The organism is Microbacterium sp. G2-16M (assembly GCF_055809115.1).
This window is the reverse complement of sequence record NZ_CM147897.1, coordinates 1764166-1780284: the sequence shown is the minus strand read 5'-3', so window position 1 is coordinate 1780284 and position 16119 is coordinate 1764166. Positions and strand designations below refer to the sequence as shown.

Below are 16119 nucleotides of genomic sequence, written 5' to 3'. Positions count from 1 at the left end.
TCCCATGCTGGGCGGGTTCCACCCCGACCCGACGATCGCCCGTGGGACCGACGGGGCGTACTACCTGGTGACCTCGTCGTTCGAGTACCTGCCGGCGCTGCCAGTGCACCGCAGCACGGACCTGCGCGAGTGGGAGCTCATCGGGCACGTCGCCACGCGCGACGAGCAGGTGGCTCTGGCACGGGTGCCCACACCGGGTGGCGTCTGGGCGCCCACGCTGCGCTTCCATGACGGCCGGTTTCACCTGATCGTGTCGGTCTTCCTGGGCGGGCGCGGCTGCGTCGTGTTCACCGCGACCGATCCAGCCGGCCCCTGGGATGACGGCGTCGTGATCGACGCGGTCGACGGCATCGACCCGGACCTCGCCTGGGACGATGACGGCACCGCCTATGTGACGTTCGCGCGTCATCCTGATGCGATCCGGCAGGTGCGCGTCGATCTCAGCACCGGCCGGGCGCTCGAACGGGTGCGCCCGCTGTGGGCGGGCAGCGGGCTCTATTCGCCGGAAGGGCCACACCTGTATCGGCGTGGCGACTGGTGGTATCTGCTTGCGGCGGAGGGTGGCACCGACCGCGGACACGCTGTCACCGTCGCCCGAAGCCGTCGACCGGACGGACCGTTCGAGTCGGCGCCGCAGAACCCGATCCTCACTGCCGCCGGCACCGGTGCGCCGATCCAGAACACGGGTCACGCCGACCTCTTTGATGATCCCGACGGTGCGACTCGGATGGTGCTGCTCGGCGTGCGGCCAGTCGGGCTCGCGCAGTCATTCTCGCCGCTCGGGCGCGAGACGTTCATCACGACGGTCGACTGGATCGACGAGTGGCCGTGCGTGCGGATGCCGCAGCTCGCCGCTTCACGAACCGAAGACGCGCGCTACGACTTCACCACCGGTCTCGGGGTGGCCGACCCGGAATGGGTCGCTGTGCGCCGCGCTCCGTCGCAACTGGTCACTGCATCGATGCAGGGGCTGGTGTTTGAGGGCGACGACCGCACGATGAATGCGCCCGATCCGTGCTTCGTCGGGCAGCGGCAGCGCCACCTCGAGGTCGACATCCGCGCGGTGCTGGACGTCCGCGCCGGAACCGGCGGGCTCGCCGTTCGCAATGCGGAGGATAACTGGTTCGGCATCGAAGCCCGCGGGGTCGACAACCATGTGGTGGTCACGGGCCGCGCCGTCATCGCGGGCCTCGACCACAACTGGGAGGCCATGCTGCCGGCCGGTGATGTCCAGCTGCGGATATCGATGACCCCGCCGCCAGGCGACTTCAGCGTGGGAGCCGTTGGCGGTGACATCATCCGGCTCTTCGCTTGTTCGCATGGGGAACCCATACTGCTCGCCGAGCTGGACGGGCGGCATTGGTCGTTCGAGACGGCGAAGGCGTTCACCGGACGGGTCTTCGGCATCTTCGCTGCCAGCGGACGAATCGTGTTGCGGACACTCGACTATTTCGGGCGGGACTAGCCGGCCGCAGCAGGCTCTCAGTGGAACGTGGCGTCCACGAGGGGCGAGAGATCCTTTGCAGTCTCGCGGAAGGCGCGCACCATCGGATTGCGGGTGTCGTTCAGGCTGCACAGCACGATCGTCGCCGGCTCGATGTCGTGGACGGGCACGAAGGCCAGTTCATCTCGACGGTAGTGTCGTCCGGCCGATTCGCCGGCGATGTTCACCCCGGCGCCGGCGGCGACGAGTTCGAGCAGTCCCTCGACGCTGTCGGCGGTCGGCCCCCGCTTCGCCCGAGAGCCGTCGGGGCGGGGGTCCACGATCCACCAGTCGACCACCTCTGGGACCCCGCCCGAGACGGCGACGAAGGTCTCGTCGTTGGCGTCGAGGATAGAGATCGATTCGCGGCGGGCGAGCGGATGCTCGACGGGGACCACCAGAACCCGGGCCTCCCGCCAGAGCGGCTCGACCCTGATTCTCGGCGGCAATCGCATGGGCCACGGGGCGAACACGACGTCCACCCTCTCGGACTCCAGGTCGTCGGCGACGTCGAAGAAGCCGAGTCGGCGCATCTCGATCCTCGCGTTCGGCATCGCCGTCATGGTGGCCGAGATCGCGGCGGTGGTCAGCGAACCCGCGCCGGCGGCCACGACCCCGACCCGCAGCACGGGCGCGTCCCGGTCGCGGCGCACGGACCGCGCCCAGTCGATGACCTGATCGTGGTCGTCCTGTACCCGCCGCGCCAGCGGCAACAGGTCTCGACCGTACGCGGTCAGCTCCACCTTGCGCGGGCTGCGATCGAAGAGCTTGACGCCTATCTGCTGCTCCAGCCGGCTGATCTGCTGGCTCAGCGACGGCGGGGTGATGCTCAGCCGCTCGGCGGCGCGGCCGAAGTGCAGCTCTTCGGCGAGGACGCAGAAATACCGGATCACGTGGATAGGGACATCCATGTCGTTCACCTTAGCCTGTGGCTAACGTCGTGTAGGGATCTCGAACTGGCTTCCGGGCGTGACAGACGCACAGAATTGAACAATCGGAAAGAGCCGCGGGAATGAGCCGGCAGCTCGACGCCTCAGGGCGCGCACTGTTTACACGGAGGTAAGCATGACCATTTTCACGACTGACGACCCCGAGAAGGTCGCCTTCGCCGGCATCCTCCCGGCCTCGCCGAAGCCGTTCATCCTGCGGGACGGGGAGGGCGAGAAGTCGTTGGTGTTCGACCAGCTCTTCGAGATCATCCTGTCGGCGGACGAAACCGAAGACCAGTACGGCGCATGGACGATGAAGGCTCCCAAGGGCGACCGGATCCCTGCGCACAAGCACCTCCGCACGCACGAGTTCTTCTACGTCGTCGACGGTGAGCTGTCGGTGTGGATGGATGACGAGGCCGACTATCACTCGATGACCACCCTCACGACCGGCGACTTCGGCTACGTGCCGGCCGGCACGGTGCACGCGTTCCGCACCGAGGCGACCACCAAGGTGTTCGGCGCCGGCACGGCGGGCTTCGAGCGGTTCTTCCACGCCATGGGGCAGAAGACGGATGCCACCGAGCCTGAGGGGATCTACGTGCCGCCGTTCGAGGTGATGCGCGCCGCTGGCGAGAAGTACGCCACCGTCTTCCTGCCCGAGTTCGAGTTCCGTGACTGACACAGCGCATGCCGAGGCACAGCGGGTGCTCCGCGATCTCGTGTTCGCGGAGCCGGTCGGCTACCGTCCGCTCAGCCTCGATCTGCACCTCGGTGCGGACCGGGCGCCACTGATCGTCTTCGTGCACGGCGGCGGCTTCCGCCTGGGCAGTCGCCGGATGTTCTGCCCGACGATGACGGCGGACGACCCGTTCGCCCGCATCGTGGACGCCGGCTTCGCCGTGGCATCCGTGGACTACCGGCTCAGCGCCGAGGCCACCTTCCCCGCGCAGCTCGATGACGTCTTCGACGCCGTTCAGTGGCTGTGCGCACACGCCGATGAGTTCGGGTTCGATGCCTCGCGCGTCGTCCTGTGGGGCGAGTCGGCAGGGGCGACCCTCGCCGCCCTCGTGGGTCTGCGCCCCGATGCGGGCGTTCGGGGCGTGGTCGATTGGTACGGTCCCGCCGACATCGTGGCGATGGCGACGGAGCTGGGTCAGCTGAGCGATCCCGAGACCCGCGAAGCGGGCTGGCTCGGTGGGACCGTCGATTCCGATCTCGCCGTCGCCGCCCAGGCCAGCCCGGTCACCCACGTGCACGCGGACGCGCCGCCGTTCCTGATCGCGCACGGTCAGGATGACCAGGCGGTTCCCCTCAGCCAGAGCAGGCTGTTCGCAGCCGCGCTCACCCAAGCAGGGGCATCCGCCGACCTCGAGCTCGTTGCCGGAGCCGGCCACATGTGGCAGGGGGACGACGTCGATCGCCGAGGTCTGCTCGAGCGCGCCATCGCCTTCGCCCGCCGCTGCACCGATTGACTCGACGATAGGAAGCATCACATGTCCACTCTTCCCGCCGCGTTCCTCTGGGGCGCCTCTGTCGCCGGCCATCAGGTCGAGGGCGACAACACGAACAGCGACACCTGGTTCCTTGAGAACGTCGAGCCGACGGTCTTCGCGGAGCGCTCGGGCAAGGCCTGCAACAGCTATCAGCTGTGGGAGACCGACCTCGACCTCCTCGCCGCGCTCGGCCTGAACGCGTTCCGCTTCTCGACCGAGTGGGCGCGCATCGAACCCGAGCAGGGCGTCATCGACGCGGCATCCCTCGACCACTACGACCGGATGGTCGACGGATGCCTCGCCCGCGGTATCGCGCCGGTGGTCACGTTCAACCACTTCACGCTGCCCCACTGGGTGGCGAAGAAGGGCGCATGGCTGGATGCCGATGTGCCCGATCTGTTCGCGCAGTTCTGCGGCACGGTCACCGCGAAGCTGGGCGATCGCCTCGCTGCAGGCGTCACGCTGAACGAGCCGAACCTGCCGCGTCTGCTGAGCTGGATCCTGCCCGAGTTCGTGCACGAGCAGAGTCGCGCGACGCTCGACGCCGCGAGCCGCGCCGCGGGAGTGGAGCGCTACCGCACCGGCAACGTGATGGTCCCCGAGGACTACGACGGGATGCAGGAGGGCATGACACGCGGTCACCTCCTCGCCCGCAATGCGATCCGCGCCGAGCACGCCGATCTTCCGGTAGGGCTGTCGATCGCCATGGTGGATGACGTGGCGCTGCCTGGCGGCGAGGCGATCCGCGACCGCAAGCGCGCGGCACTCTACGACCACTGGCTCGACCTCGCCCGGGACGACGACTTCATCGGCGTGCAGAACTACGAGCGACTCACATACGGTCCGGGCGGCGAGGTGCCCGCGCCCGAGGGCGGCCTGCGCAACCAGATGGGCCAGTTCGTCGACCCGGGCTCGCTGCGGGGCGCGATCGAGTACGCGCACGCGCGCAGCGGCAAGCCGGTGTTCGTCACCGAGCACGGCATGAGCACGACCGACGACTCGGTGCGCGAGGAGTTCACCGCGGCATCGATCGACGCGATGCTGGACTCCATTGCCGAAGGCACTCCGGTACTCGGCTACCTGCACTGGTCGCTGATCGACAACTTCGAGTGGATCTTCGGCTACGGTCCGCGGTTCGGCCTGCACTCCTTCGACACCGAGACGTTCGAGCGCACCGCCAAGCCGAGCGCCGCGCGGTACGCCGAGATCGTGCGGGAGCACCGCGCGCCGGCAGGACGGGCGTGACGGGTGCCCGAGGCATGACCGCCCGCATGATCGCGCCGGTGGAAGTCGCCGATGCCGCTCCGCTGCTGCGTCGCGAGTTCGAGCTGGACGAGGGCCACGGAAGCATCTCACGCGCCACGCTGGCACTGAGTGCGCTCGGGGTCATCGAAGCGTGGATCAACGGCGCGGCGACGTCGGATGAGCTGCTCGCGCCGGGGTGGACGAGCTACGAGTGGCGTGTCCGGATCGTGGAGCACGATGTCACCGCGTTGATCACCCAGGCGAACGCGATCGTGCTCGCAATCGGCCACGGCTGGTACTCCGGTTATCTCGGCTTCACCGGCGACCGCGAGGTCTACGGCTCGGAGCGCGCGGGTCTCGCTGATCTTTTGATCGAGTTCGACGACGGCCACGTGCAGCACATCGTGACCGATGACTCTTGGCACGCCGGCACGAGTGACGTGATCGCGGACGACCTCTACAAGGGGCAGACAGTCGACGCGCGTCTGCGCGATCCGGCGCCGATGCTGCCGGGCTTCGATGACAGCACCTGGGGTGCCGTGCATGAGGTGGAGTTCGACACTTCGTTGCTCGTGGCGCGGACGTCAGAGCCCGTGCGCCGGGTCGGCGAAATCTCCGTGCAGAACGTCTGGACATCGCCGTCGGGTGCGACGCTCGTCGACTTCGGGCAGAACCTCGTGGGCTTCGTGCGGGTGCGCGTGCGCGGTGCCAGAGGCAGCGAGGTCGTGCTGCGGCACGCGGAAGTTCTCGAGGACGGCGAGCTCGGCACCCGTCCGCTGCGCGCGGCCGATGCGACCGACCGCTTCATCCTGAGCGGCGGCGACGATGTGTTCGAGCCCACGTTCACGTTCCACGGATTCCGTTACATCGAGGTCAGCGGGTGGCCGGGAGAGCTCGACCCCGCTGCCGTCACCGCCGTGGTCGTGGCATCCGATATCCGTCCCATCGGCACCTTCTCCTGCTCCGACCCGCTGGTGACCCGGCTCCACGAGAACGTGGCGTGGGGGATGCGGGGCAACTTTCTGAGCGTGCCGACCGACTGCCCGCAGCGCGACGAGCGGCTCGGCTGGACGGGCGACCTCGCCGTCTTCGCACCCACCGCGACGTATCTTGGCGACGTGGAGGCGTTCCTCGCCGACTGGCTCGTCGACGCCGAACTCGAGCGCGCCGCATCGACACAGCGGACCGTGCCGGTCGTCGTACCCGATGTGCTGAAGTACCTCGACACCGGCTTTCCCGCGCCCGGTGCGACGGCGGTCTGGGCGGATGCCGCGGCCTGGGTGCCCTGGGCGCTCTGGCGCGCGTACGGGAACGAGCAGACGTTGCGCACCGCCTACCCGCTGATGGCTGCGCACGCGCGCAGCGTCGCTGACGCGCTGTCGCCGTCCGGCCTTTGGGACACCGGGATGCAGTTCGGCGACTGGCTCGATCCGGATGCGCCGCCCGATGACCCCGGCGCCGCGAAGGCCGATCCGGGCGTGGTCGCGACGGCGTGTGCATTCCGGACAGCGACGATTCTCACCGAAGCGGCATCGATCGTCGGAGCGAGCGCGGATGCCGCGGAGTTCGACGCCCTCCGCAATCGGGTGCGCGACGCCTTCATCGAGCACTATGTCGCTGAGTCTGGGCGCATCCGCAGCGACTGCGTCACAGTGTACAGTCTGGCGATCGCGTTCGGCATCCTTCCGGATGAGCATGTGGAGTCCGCCGGGGATCGGCTAGCCGAGCTGGTGCGCGCCGCGGACTACCGGGTCAGCACCGGCTTTGCCGGCACCCCGTATGTGCTGGACGCATTGACCGAGACGGGTCATCTCGGTGATGCATATGCGCTGCTGCTGGAGCGCGGCATGCCGTCGTGGCTGTACCCCGTGACGATGGGTGCCACCACCATCTGGGAGCGTTGGGACTCGATGCTGCCGGACGGCACGATCAACCCCGGTGAGATGACCAGCTTCAACCACTACGCCTTCGGCGCCGTGGCCGACTGGCTGCACCGCACGGTCGGGGGGCTGTCGCCGCTCGATCCGGGGTATCGGACCATGCTGGTAGCGCCCCAGCCCGGCGGCGATATCACCTCCGCGGAGACCTCGCTCCAGACGCCGCACGGCCGTGCCAGCGTGTCCTGGCAGATCGACGCCGGGATCCTGCAGGCCGTCGTCATCGTCCCCGACGGGGCGACCGCCGTGGTGCGGATGCCCGGTGTGGATGAACGCCGCGTCGCGGCCGGCACCTACGAGTTCGCACAGGCGGTCGGTTGACGGAGCAGGACGGTCCGGTCACCCGACCCGAACGGCCGCGGCCGGGCACCATCGCGCTTGCGAGCAGACCGGATCACCCTCTCATTCAGATGGCGCGCAACCGTCGCGAGATGTCGTCTGCCGTGGCGCGGAGACGCTCAAGCATCGGCCCGCGCAGCGAGTCGAGGCCGTGCCGGGATGACGCCACCGCGATGTTGATCGCCGCGGCGGGCTTGGCCCCACGGCCGAACACCGGCACCGACACCGACCGGAGACCGGCGGCGACCTCCTGGTCCTGCAGTGAGTATCCCTGCTCGCGGATCAACACGAGCCGCTCGCGCAGTTCGTCGGGCGATCGCGCGGCATTGGGGCCGGCATCCCGCTCGAAGTCATGAGTCGCGAGTGTCGCGTTCAGCTCGTCATCGCTGAGATACGCGAGCAGAAGCTTTCCCATCGACGTGTAGGCCGCCGGCAGCGTCGACCCCACCTGGATGTTCGCCGTCACCAGGTCCGAGTTGCGCAGTCGCACGAGGTAGAGCACCTGATCGCCCAGCAGCACGCCGAGGTTGACGGTCTCGCCGGTCTCTTCGACCAGGCGACGAAGCGGCTGCTCGCTGAGCTGTACCAGGCTCGAGCCGCGCAGCGCCGCCGACCCGAGGGTCAGCACGGCGACGCCGGGACGGATGGCACCGTCCGGCAGGCGCTCCAGGAAGCCCTCCTCTTCGAGCGTCGCGACCACCCGGAACGCGGTCGGCATCGGGATGCCGGTGCGGTCGCAGATCTCGCGCAGCTTCAGTGCGGTGGTGGTCTCGTCGAACAGCCGCAGCACGTCCAGCCCTTTGGCGAGGGCCTCGATGCGATAGCGACTGGCCTTCGCAGTGGCGGTCATGCTGTCTGGTGCTTTCATCGTGTGAAACCGTATCTTGTTGTCAACGTCTGGACAAAGTCAGGGCTCGGCCCGGAACACCCGCAGTTGCAGCGCAAGGGTCGAGTAGTAGCCGACGAGGGTGGTGAGCTCGAAGACGACTGCGGCACCGAGGGCGCGAGATGCATCGTCCCATGTCGTGTCGTCCAGGTCGCCGTGCAGAAGCTGGGTGGTCGCGGCGACGACCATTGCCTCGTCCCCGGCGAAGCCCGACGGCGCGCCGGTGCGCAGCGATGCGAGCTCGTCGTCGGTCAGACCCGCGGCCCGGCCGACCGCCTCGTGCGCCTCCCGTTCGAAGGCACTGTCCCAGCGTGCGGCCACCATGAGGATGGCGATCTCGCGAGCGCGATCGGTGAGCGCGCCCCGATAGCGGATGGCCGCTCCGACATCCTGCAGCGCGCTGCCCAGCGGCGGGGCGAGGAGGAATGCGTTGAACGGCCCTCGCAGCGTTCCGTCCGCACGAGTGAGAGCGAAGTGCTGCGGCCCCTGTGCCCGCCGGCCGCCGGCGATCGCGTCGTAGACGCCTCGGGCGGCGGGTGGGAGTTCCTCGGGAGCGAAGGGCGGAATGCGTCCGGTCATCGGAATCCTCTCGACGTGGACGATGCGGCCATCGACAGTTGACGGATCGTCGGATTCAGCATACATTCGATAGACGAAAGATGCTTTCATGCAATGAACTGGATGCCGATCTCCGATCAAGGAAGGGGTGTCATGGCCGACACCACCGAGTCGCCCATCGCCACGCATGATGTGGCGTTGAACGCGGCGGAGTACGACTTCCGCGTGCGTGTCTATCCGGCAGCCGATCACGGTGCGGACCCGAACGGCACGGTGCTGGTCTGGCTGCACGGTGGCGCCTTCATCCACGGCGATCTTCAGATGCCCGAAGCTGACGAGACCGCCCGCCAGGTCGCCCGTCGCGGAACGACCGTCATCTCGCTCGACTACACGTTGGCGCCGACAGCGGTGATCGCGCAGTTCCCCCCGCTCCCGCCCATGGACGGAATGCCGTCACCCGATGAGTTCCTCGCTTCGCTGGAAGCCGCCGGTCCGCGTGCGGCCTATCCCGTCGCATCGGTGCAGACGGCAGCGGCGATCGAGTGGGCCCGCGAGCACGCGGCCGAGTTCGGCGGTCGGCCAGAACTCGTCGCCGTCGGCGGAGCCAGCGCCGGGGGGAACCTCGCCGCCGGGGCCGCGCTGCGCGTGCGCGACAGCGGCGACGCCCGGCTGCTCGCCCAGGTGCTCGTCTACCCCGTTCTTCACGCCGAGCACCCCGCGCCCGACGCGGAACTGGCCGCGATGCTCGCCGAACTGCCGTTCGGATTCTCATCCGAGCAGACGCAGGCGATCAACGCGAACTACCTCGGCGACGCGTCGCCGGGGGAGATGTACGCATTTCCCGGCGGGCATGACCTCCGCCGCGTCGCCCCGGCACTCATTGTCGCCGCCGACGGGGATGACCTCCGTCCATCGGCCGAGGCCTATGTGGGGGATCTTGCGCGCTCGGGCGTCGACGTGGAGTACGTCCGCCAGCCGGGGGCAACGCACGGGTTCTTGAACATGATCGGCGACGCCTCTGCGCTGCACACGGTAGACCGCATCGCGCGCTACCTGTGCGAACGTGCCGAAGGGGCTGGCATTTGACCGCTCGCGTGCGGGTGATCCTCGACAACGACTTCGGTGGTGATCCGGACGGGCTGTTCCAGCTCGCCCACCATCTGCTCAGCGACTCGGCGGACGTGCGACTGGTGATCGCGTCGAAGATCCCCGACGCGTTGGCCGAGCTCGACGCCGGGGTCGTCGCCCGCGGCGTCTCGTCGGCGGATCGGATTCTCCAGCTTCTGGGCCGGCCCGAACGGGCGATCGGCGGCAGCGAAGAGAGCCTGCGCACAGGCGAGCTTCCGCCGTTGGACGCCCCAGCCCGCGCGGTCATCGCTGAGGCGATGCGGGACGACACCGACCTCCCCCTCTTCTACTGCGCGGGCGGCGGGCTGACCGCGCTCGCCACGGCCCTCCTGCACGAGCCACGCGTGGCCGATCGCCTCACACTGGTGTGGATCGGCGGCCCCGGATATGACGATGAACCCGCGGGCAGCCCCCAGCGGGAGGCGGAGTTCAACACGACGATCGACCCGATCGCCGCCGGAGTCGTGTTCGCCTCGCCGGTCGAAATCTGGCAGGTTCCCGAAACCACGTATGAGCAGTGCCTGGTCTCGTGGGCCGAACTGCAGCACATGGCACGGCTGGGTCCGCTCGCGGCGCACCTTGTGGACACTCTGTGGGAGTTCGGTGATCGGTTCTCCGACATGCTCGGGATCGACTTGGGCGAGACGGTCGTGCTCGGCGACAGCCCATTGGTGGTGCTCACCGCACTGCGCGGGCCCTTCCGTGCCGAGCCGACGTCCTCGCCGTCGCAGCGGCGCACGCGTTGCGCCCTCACCCCGGATGCGCGATACGGCGATGTCCTCGACGGGAGGCCGCCGGTGCGGGTGTTCACCGGCATCGACATGCGATTGATGATCGGCGACTTGACAGCGAAACTGACGGGTGCAGGGACATGAGGGCGGCTGTGACAAATCACCCAGACGACAGCTCGTCGAGTTCGAAGGAGAGTCCCATGATGCATACCCCGGTGCGGATCCACGACATCGCCCTGAACGGCGGCGGATATGACTTCCGGGTGCGCGTGTATCCCGCCGAGGTGCCCACCGGCGCCATGCTGGTCTGGCTCCACGGCGGCGGGTTCATGTTCGGCACGGTCGAGATGCCCGAGGCCGACCAGGTCGGGCGCCGACTGAGTGCGCTCGGGACCACCGTCGTCTCGGTCGACTACACCTTGGCGCCGCTGGATGCGCTTGCCTCGCTGCCCCCCGCTCCGCCGGAGGCCGGGATGCCGTCGCCCGAGCAGATGGCCGCCGAGGCTGCGGCGGCGGGCCCCCGTGCTCGCCATCCCGTCGCCTCGTTGCAGACGGTCGCGGCGTTCGACTGGGCGGTCGAGAACGCGGAGCGCTTCGGCGCGGCGCCGGACCGGGTGGCGATTGGCGGGGGCAGCGCCGGGGGAAACCTGGCGGCCGGCGCGGCGATGCGGCTGCGCGATCGCGCCGCCGACGACCCCGACGCCGTCGTGCCGAGCGTGGTGGGGCTGGTCTACCCCGTCCTGCATGCTCCGCTGCCGCCAGCCGACGCCGAGCTCGAGGGGCTGCTGACGGGCCTTCCTGCGGCCCTCACCTTCCCGCCGGAGGCGACCCAGGCGATCAATGCCAACTACCTCGGCGACACGCCGTCGGATCGGTACGCGTTCCCCGGCGGTCATGACCTGACCGGGTACCCTCGCACGCTCATCGTGACCGCCGATCGCGACCGGCTGCGCCCCTCGGGCGAGGCGTTCGCCGCCGAACTCGCGCGCGCCGGAGTGGACGTGCGCATCGAGCGACAGCGCGGCGCGATGCACGGCTACCTGAACGAGATCGGCGATCCGGCCGCAGAGCGCACGCTCGCGCTGCTGGCCGCGGCGGTGCATCCCACGGGGTTTGACGAGAGCCTTCCCCTGGGATAGATTCATCTAACAAAAGAAGCTTTCAGTCAATAAAACGCCTGAATGGACCGAGGAGACGCCGATGGCGACTGCCCCCACCGCCGAGATCACGCCGCACGCCGCGACCGACACCGACTGGCTCGGCCTGCGCGGGTCACGGGTGCTCGTGGCCGGCGGCGGCGGGATCGGCGGCGCCTGCGCCCTCGCCTACGCGTCGGCCGGGGCATCCGTCGCAGTCGTCGACCGTGACTCCAGCGTGCTGGACGCCCTCGGCGCGGCGGCCGCCGCAGCCGGTGTGGAGTACCTGCCCATCCAGGCTGATCTCACCGAGCATGGCGCGGGCGCACGGGTGGTGGATGAGGCGGTCGACCGGCTCGGGGGCCTGGACGTGCTGCTGCACGCGGTGGGCATCAACGACCGCCGGCCCATCCTGGACTTCACCGAGGACGAATGGGACCACATCCTGCAGGTGAACCTCTCGACCCTTTTCGGGGTGGCCCAGGCAGCCGGCCGATACATGGTCGCGCAGGGGTCCGGGCGCATCCTCGCCCTGTCCAGCGTCTCGGGGCTGCTGGCGCATCACTCGCACGGGCCCTATGCGGCCTCCAAGGGCGGCGTCAACCAGCTGCTGCGCGTGATGGCACGCGAGTGGGCCGAGGCCGGCGTCACGGTCAACGCCCTGGCGCCCGGGTACATCGAGACCCCGCTGACCGCGGGCGAGCTGGCCAAGCCCGGCAAGCGCGCGAGCCTGGAGGGGATGGTGCCGGCGGGGCGGCTGGGCACCCCCGACGAGGTGACCGGGCCGGCGCTTTTCCTGTCGTCCCGGCACGCGGGGTTCATCACCGGACACGTCATGTACATCGACGGCGGACGCACGCTGGTCTGACCGTCGCAGGAGCGGATCGAAGAAGAGAGAAGGTCGAAGATGTCCGAGATCTACCCCCGGTTCGCCGGAAAGACCGTGCTGGTCACCGGCGCCGGCACCGGGTTCGGCGCCGAGATCGCGGTGCGCGCCGCGAAGGAGGGCGCGAAGGTCGCCGTCCACTACAACAGCTCGAAGGCCGGCGCCGAGCGCACGCTCGAGCGGGTGCGCGAAGCCGGCAGTGACGGCATCATCGTGCAGGCGAACATCGCGAAGTGGGACCAGATCAAGGCGATGGCCGACGAGGTCTGGAAGCAGTTCGGCGGCCTCGACGTGCTCGTCAACAACGTCGGCGACATGTCCAGCGAGCAGCAGGGATGGCGCGAGCTCACGCAGCAGGCGCTGGACGATGTCATCGACGTCGATCTGAAGGGCACCCTCCTCATGACGCACGAGTTCGGCGAGCGGATGCACGCCGACGGGCACGGGGCCATCGTGAACGTGGGTTCGACGGTCGTCGTGAACGGGTCGCCGCGGGCGCCGCAGTATGCGGCGGCGAAGTACGGCATCCTCGGCGTGACGAAGTCGTACGCGCGCGCACTGGCGCCCGAGGTGCGGGTGAACACCTTCGCCCCGGGATTCATGGAGACCGAACGGCTCAAGAGTCGTCAGGACTGGAAGGACGGACGTCGGGAGCAGGTGCTCGCGCAGACGCCGATGGGGGTGATCGCCACCCCCGCAGAGATCGCCGGCACCTGCCTGTGGCTGGCGACCGAGGAGTCCGCGCATCTGACCGGCGGCTACATCGTCGCCAACGGCGGCAACACGATGGTCGGCGCATAGCGATGACGGTGCCGGAGCGAATCGGCTCCCGGGCGGGCCCGGACGCGGCACCGGCGGTGCGCGTCGAGGACGTGACGCTGATGTACGGCGACGTCGTGGCCGCGCACGACATCAGCTTCGACGTGCGGCCCGGTGAGTTCGTGAGCCTGATCGGGCCGTCCGGATGCGGCAAGAGCTCGGTGCTGCGCGCCATCGGCGGCCTGCTGCCGCCGACGGCGGGCCGGGTGAGCGTCGCGGAGCGTCCGGTGACGCGCCCGCGCCCGGCCGAGATCTCGTTCGTCTTCCAGGACCTCGCGCTGTATCCGTGGCGCTCGGCGCTGCGCAACATCGAGATCGCGCTGCAGTTCGCCGGGGTGCCCCGCCGGCAGCGTCGGGCCCGCGCGATGGACGCCCTCGTGCGCGTCGGGCTCGGCGACGTCGCCGACCGATACCCGCAGCAGCTGTCCGGGGGCATGCGTCAGCGCGTCGCGATCGCGCGGGCGCTCGTCTCCGATGCGAAGATCCTGCTGCTGGACGAGCCGTTCGCCGCGCTCGACGAGCAGAGCCGGCTCAGCATCGGGGCGCAGCTGATCACGATCCTCGAGGAGGAGCAGAAGACCGTCGTCTTCGTGACGCACAGTCTCTCCGAGGCGGCCTATCTCTCCGACCGGATCGTGGTCATGGGTCCGCGGCCCGGTGATGTCCGCGACGTGATCGAGGTCCCGCTGGAGCGCCCGCGGCACGCCTCGCTCATGCGCGACCCGGTCTTCCACGAGCTGACCGACCGGCTCAGCTCGCTGCTCTACGCAGATCGGCAGGATGCCGCGTGATCACGCTTCGACGGGGTGCGACGTATGTGGGCGTCATCGCCTTCGTGCTCCTCGTCTGGGTGGCGCTGACGTCGTTCGGCTCGATCAAGCCGTTCCTGCTCGCGTCTCCCGGTGCGGTGCTGGACAGTCTCGCCCAGCTGGCGACGACCCCGGGAAAGATCCTGCAGCCGATCGGAGTCACGCTCGCCGAGACCGGGACCGCGTTCGCCATCGCGACCGTCGCGGGCGTGGTCCTGGGTGTGGTCGTCGGCTCGTCGAAGCTGCTGGTGGCCGCCTACGAGCCCATGGTCACGACCCTCAGTGCGCTCCCGCTGATCATCCTGTATCCGGTCCTGGCGGCCACCCTCGGCGTCGGGTCGCCCTCGAAAGTCGCGATCGGTGCACTGTACGGGTTCTTCCCGATCGCGATCAGCACGATGCGCGCGGTCGCGCGGGTCGACCCGACGCTGATGACCGCGTCCCGGACGATGGGTGGCCGCGGACTCGGACTGGTGGGGTCGGTCGTGATCCCCGCCGTCAGCCCGGCGGTGATCGCGGCGATGCGGGTGGCCATGTCGCTGTCGCTGGTCACGATCATCGCCGCCGAATTCATCTCCGGTGCCGCCGGGGTCGGCTATCAGCTCGCGGCGGCCAGCCAGGGCCTGGACACGCCGGCGCTGTTCGGCTGGGTCCTGATCGTCATCGTGCTCACCATCGTCGTCAACATTCTGTTCGCACTGCTCACCACCGCACTAAGAAGGGGAATTGAACGATGAAGATCACTTCTCGTATCGCGCTGGGCGTTCTCGCCGCAGCGCTGGTCGGCCTCACCGCAGGATGCAGCGGGGGCGCGGCCCCCGGAGCATCGGGGGATGCCGCAACCGTCAAGATCGGCCTCGTCCAGGGGCAGGACTTCATCCACGCGATGCCGGCCCGGGTCGCCGCGGCGCAGGGGTTCTTCACGAAGGAGGGGATCGACGCGTCGATCGTCGACTTCACCTCCGGCTCCGATCTCACCAAGGCGATGGCGGGCGGTTCGATCGACGTCGGCGCCGCGACCGGGCTCGAGCCGGTCTCGGCCGTCGCGCACGACATCGATCTGCAGGCCTTCTGGGGGATCTACTCACCCAGCCCGATGGTGCTCGTCGTCGGGCCGGACTCGAAGATCTCCGGCTTCGCCGACCTGAAGGGGAAGAAGGTCGGCATCTCCCGCGTCGGATCGCTGACGGACTACATCGTCCGGGCGGCGCTGAAGGCCGTCGGCGTCGAATTCGACAGCGTGACCGAGGTCCCGCTGGGAGACCCGGCCTCGACGATCGCCGGGCTCGCCAAGGGCGATATCGATGCGTTCGTCCTGCCGGTCAACTTCGGTCTGACCGTCGAGGCCGAAGGGACGGGAAAGATCGCGCAGACCGCCGACGACGCGATCGGCGACACCGACCAGTTCGCGATCCTGATGGCGTCCTCGGACTTCATCTCGTCGAACAAGAAGACCCTGACCGGCCTCACCGCCGCCTACACCGACGCGATCCAGTGGATGAAGGACAACCGGGACGACACCATCGCCCTCGCCGTCGACAAGCTCGGCATGAAGAAGGACATCGCAGGCAAGACCTATGACGCCCTCGTCCCGAACTTCAGCACGGACGGCAAGATCAACATGGCCGGATTGACCGGTTACGCCGACGCCCTGCCCGAGCTGGGAATCGCGGACTCGGTGCCCGAGCAGTCGGCGTACTACAGCGACGCGCTGCAGAAGTAGCGGACGGCGGACCA

The 16119-nt window shown here is 68.9% G+C and carries 16 protein-coding genes; 13 read left to right on the top strand and 3 right to left on the bottom strand.

From position 1 onward, the window contains the following. Positions 1 to 4: 4 nt before the first annotated feature. Positions 5 to 1465: a glycoside hydrolase family 43 protein gene (locus AC0L6F_RS08435; RefSeq protein WP_473537493.1), complete on the top strand. Its 1461-nt coding sequence runs from the start codon at positions 5 to 7 to the stop codon at positions 1463 to 1465. A gap of 17 nt (positions 1466 to 1482) precedes the next feature. Here AC0L6F_RS08435 and AC0L6F_RS08430 read toward each other — a convergent pair whose 3' ends face one another. Next, positions 1483 to 2394: a LysR family transcriptional regulator gene (locus AC0L6F_RS08430; RefSeq protein ID WP_473537492.1), complete on the bottom strand. Its 912-nt coding sequence runs from the start codon at positions 2392 to 2394 to the stop codon at positions 1483 to 1485. A gap of 154 nt (positions 2395 to 2548) precedes the next feature. On the opposite strand from AC0L6F_RS08430, the gene AC0L6F_RS08425 reads away from it, so the two are divergent. The 4 genes from AC0L6F_RS08425 to AC0L6F_RS08410 are packed head-to-tail and all read left to right on the top strand — an operon-like array spanning position 2549 to position 7411. Next, positions 2549 to 3094, top strand: coding sequence for a quercetin 2,3-dioxygenase (locus tag AC0L6F_RS08425; RefSeq protein ID WP_259612812.1), 546 nt, complete (start codon positions 2549 to 2551; stop codon positions 3092 to 3094). Further along, positions 3087 to 3887 (top strand): alpha/beta hydrolase, encoded by an 801-nt coding sequence (locus AC0L6F_RS08420; RefSeq protein WP_259612811.1) that lies wholly within the window; start codon positions 3087 to 3089, stop codon positions 3885 to 3887. Before AC0L6F_RS08425 ends, AC0L6F_RS08420 begins: the two co-directional genes overlap by 8 nt. Positions 3888 to 3908: 21 nt before the next feature. After that, positions 3909 to 5153, top strand: coding sequence for a family 1 glycosylhydrolase (locus AC0L6F_RS08415; RefSeq protein ID WP_259612810.1), 1245 nt, complete (start codon positions 3909 to 3911; stop codon positions 5151 to 5153). Between the two features lie 14 nt (positions 5154 to 5167). Further along, entirely contained in the window at positions 5168 to 7411 is a 2244-nt protein-coding gene (locus AC0L6F_RS08410; RefSeq protein WP_473537490.1) for an alpha-L-rhamnosidase, read from the top strand. 85 nt (positions 7412 to 7496) lie between these two features. Here AC0L6F_RS08410 and AC0L6F_RS08405 read toward each other — a convergent pair whose 3' ends face one another. Together AC0L6F_RS08405 and AC0L6F_RS08400 are read right to left on the bottom strand one after the other, a co-directional pair. Next, entirely contained in the window at positions 7497 to 8279 is a 783-nt protein-coding gene (locus tag AC0L6F_RS08405) for an IclR family transcriptional regulator (RefSeq protein ID WP_259612808.1), read from the bottom strand. Positions 8280 to 8336: 57 nt separating this feature from the next. Continuing rightward, positions 8337 to 8894, bottom strand: coding sequence for a carboxymuconolactone decarboxylase family protein (locus AC0L6F_RS08400; protein WP_473537489.1), 558 nt, complete (start codon positions 8892 to 8894; stop codon positions 8337 to 8339). A 132-nt stretch (positions 8895 to 9026) separates the two neighbouring features. Between AC0L6F_RS08400 and AC0L6F_RS08395 the strand changes: the two genes are divergently transcribed. The 8 genes from AC0L6F_RS08395 (at position 9027) to AC0L6F_RS08360 (ending at position 16105) form a co-directional block, all read left to right on the top strand. Next, positions 9027 to 9959, top strand: coding sequence for an alpha/beta hydrolase fold domain-containing protein (locus tag AC0L6F_RS08395; protein WP_473537487.1), 933 nt, complete (start codon positions 9027 to 9029; stop codon positions 9957 to 9959). Next, on the top strand, positions 9956 to 10876 hold the full coding sequence (locus tag AC0L6F_RS08390) for a nucleoside hydrolase (protein WP_473537486.1): 921 nt from the start codon (positions 9956 to 9958) through the stop codon (positions 10874 to 10876). Before AC0L6F_RS08395 ends, AC0L6F_RS08390 begins: the two co-directional genes overlap by 4 nt. Before the next feature lie 56 nt (positions 10877 to 10932). After that, a complete protein-coding gene (locus tag AC0L6F_RS08385) occupies positions 10933 to 11871 on the top strand; it encodes an alpha/beta hydrolase fold domain-containing protein (RefSeq protein ID WP_473537484.1) in 939 nt (312 codons plus the stop codon). A 61-nt stretch (positions 11872 to 11932) separates the two neighbouring features. After that, the gene (locus AC0L6F_RS08380) at positions 11933 to 12736 is read left to right on the top strand and encodes an SDR family NAD(P)-dependent oxidoreductase (protein WP_473537483.1); all 804 of its coding nucleotides are present in this window, start codon (positions 11933 to 11935) and stop codon (positions 12734 to 12736) included. A 39-nt stretch (positions 12737 to 12775) separates the two neighbouring features. Further along, positions 12776 to 13555 carry an SDR family NAD(P)-dependent oxidoreductase gene (locus AC0L6F_RS08375; protein WP_259612803.1) on the top strand — a complete coding sequence of 260 codons (780 nt, stop codon included), beginning with the start codon at positions 12776 to 12778 and terminating at the stop codon, positions 13553 to 13555. Positions 13556 to 13563: 8 nt separating this feature from the next. Beyond that, entirely contained in the window at positions 13564 to 14364 is an 801-nt protein-coding gene (locus AC0L6F_RS08370; protein ID WP_473537482.1) for an ABC transporter ATP-binding protein, read from the top strand. Next, positions 14361 to 15119, top strand: coding sequence for an ABC transporter permease (locus tag AC0L6F_RS08365; protein WP_259612801.1), 759 nt, complete (start codon positions 14361 to 14363; stop codon positions 15117 to 15119). Before AC0L6F_RS08370 ends, AC0L6F_RS08365 begins: the two co-directional genes overlap by 4 nt. Beyond that, positions 15116 to 16105, top strand: a complete 990-nt coding sequence (locus tag AC0L6F_RS08360) for an ABC transporter substrate-binding protein (protein ID WP_473537481.1) — start codon at positions 15116 to 15118, stop codon at positions 16103 to 16105. The genes AC0L6F_RS08365 and AC0L6F_RS08360 overlap by 4 nt, the downstream gene beginning before the upstream one ends. Positions 16106 to 16119: the final 14 nt, after the last annotated feature.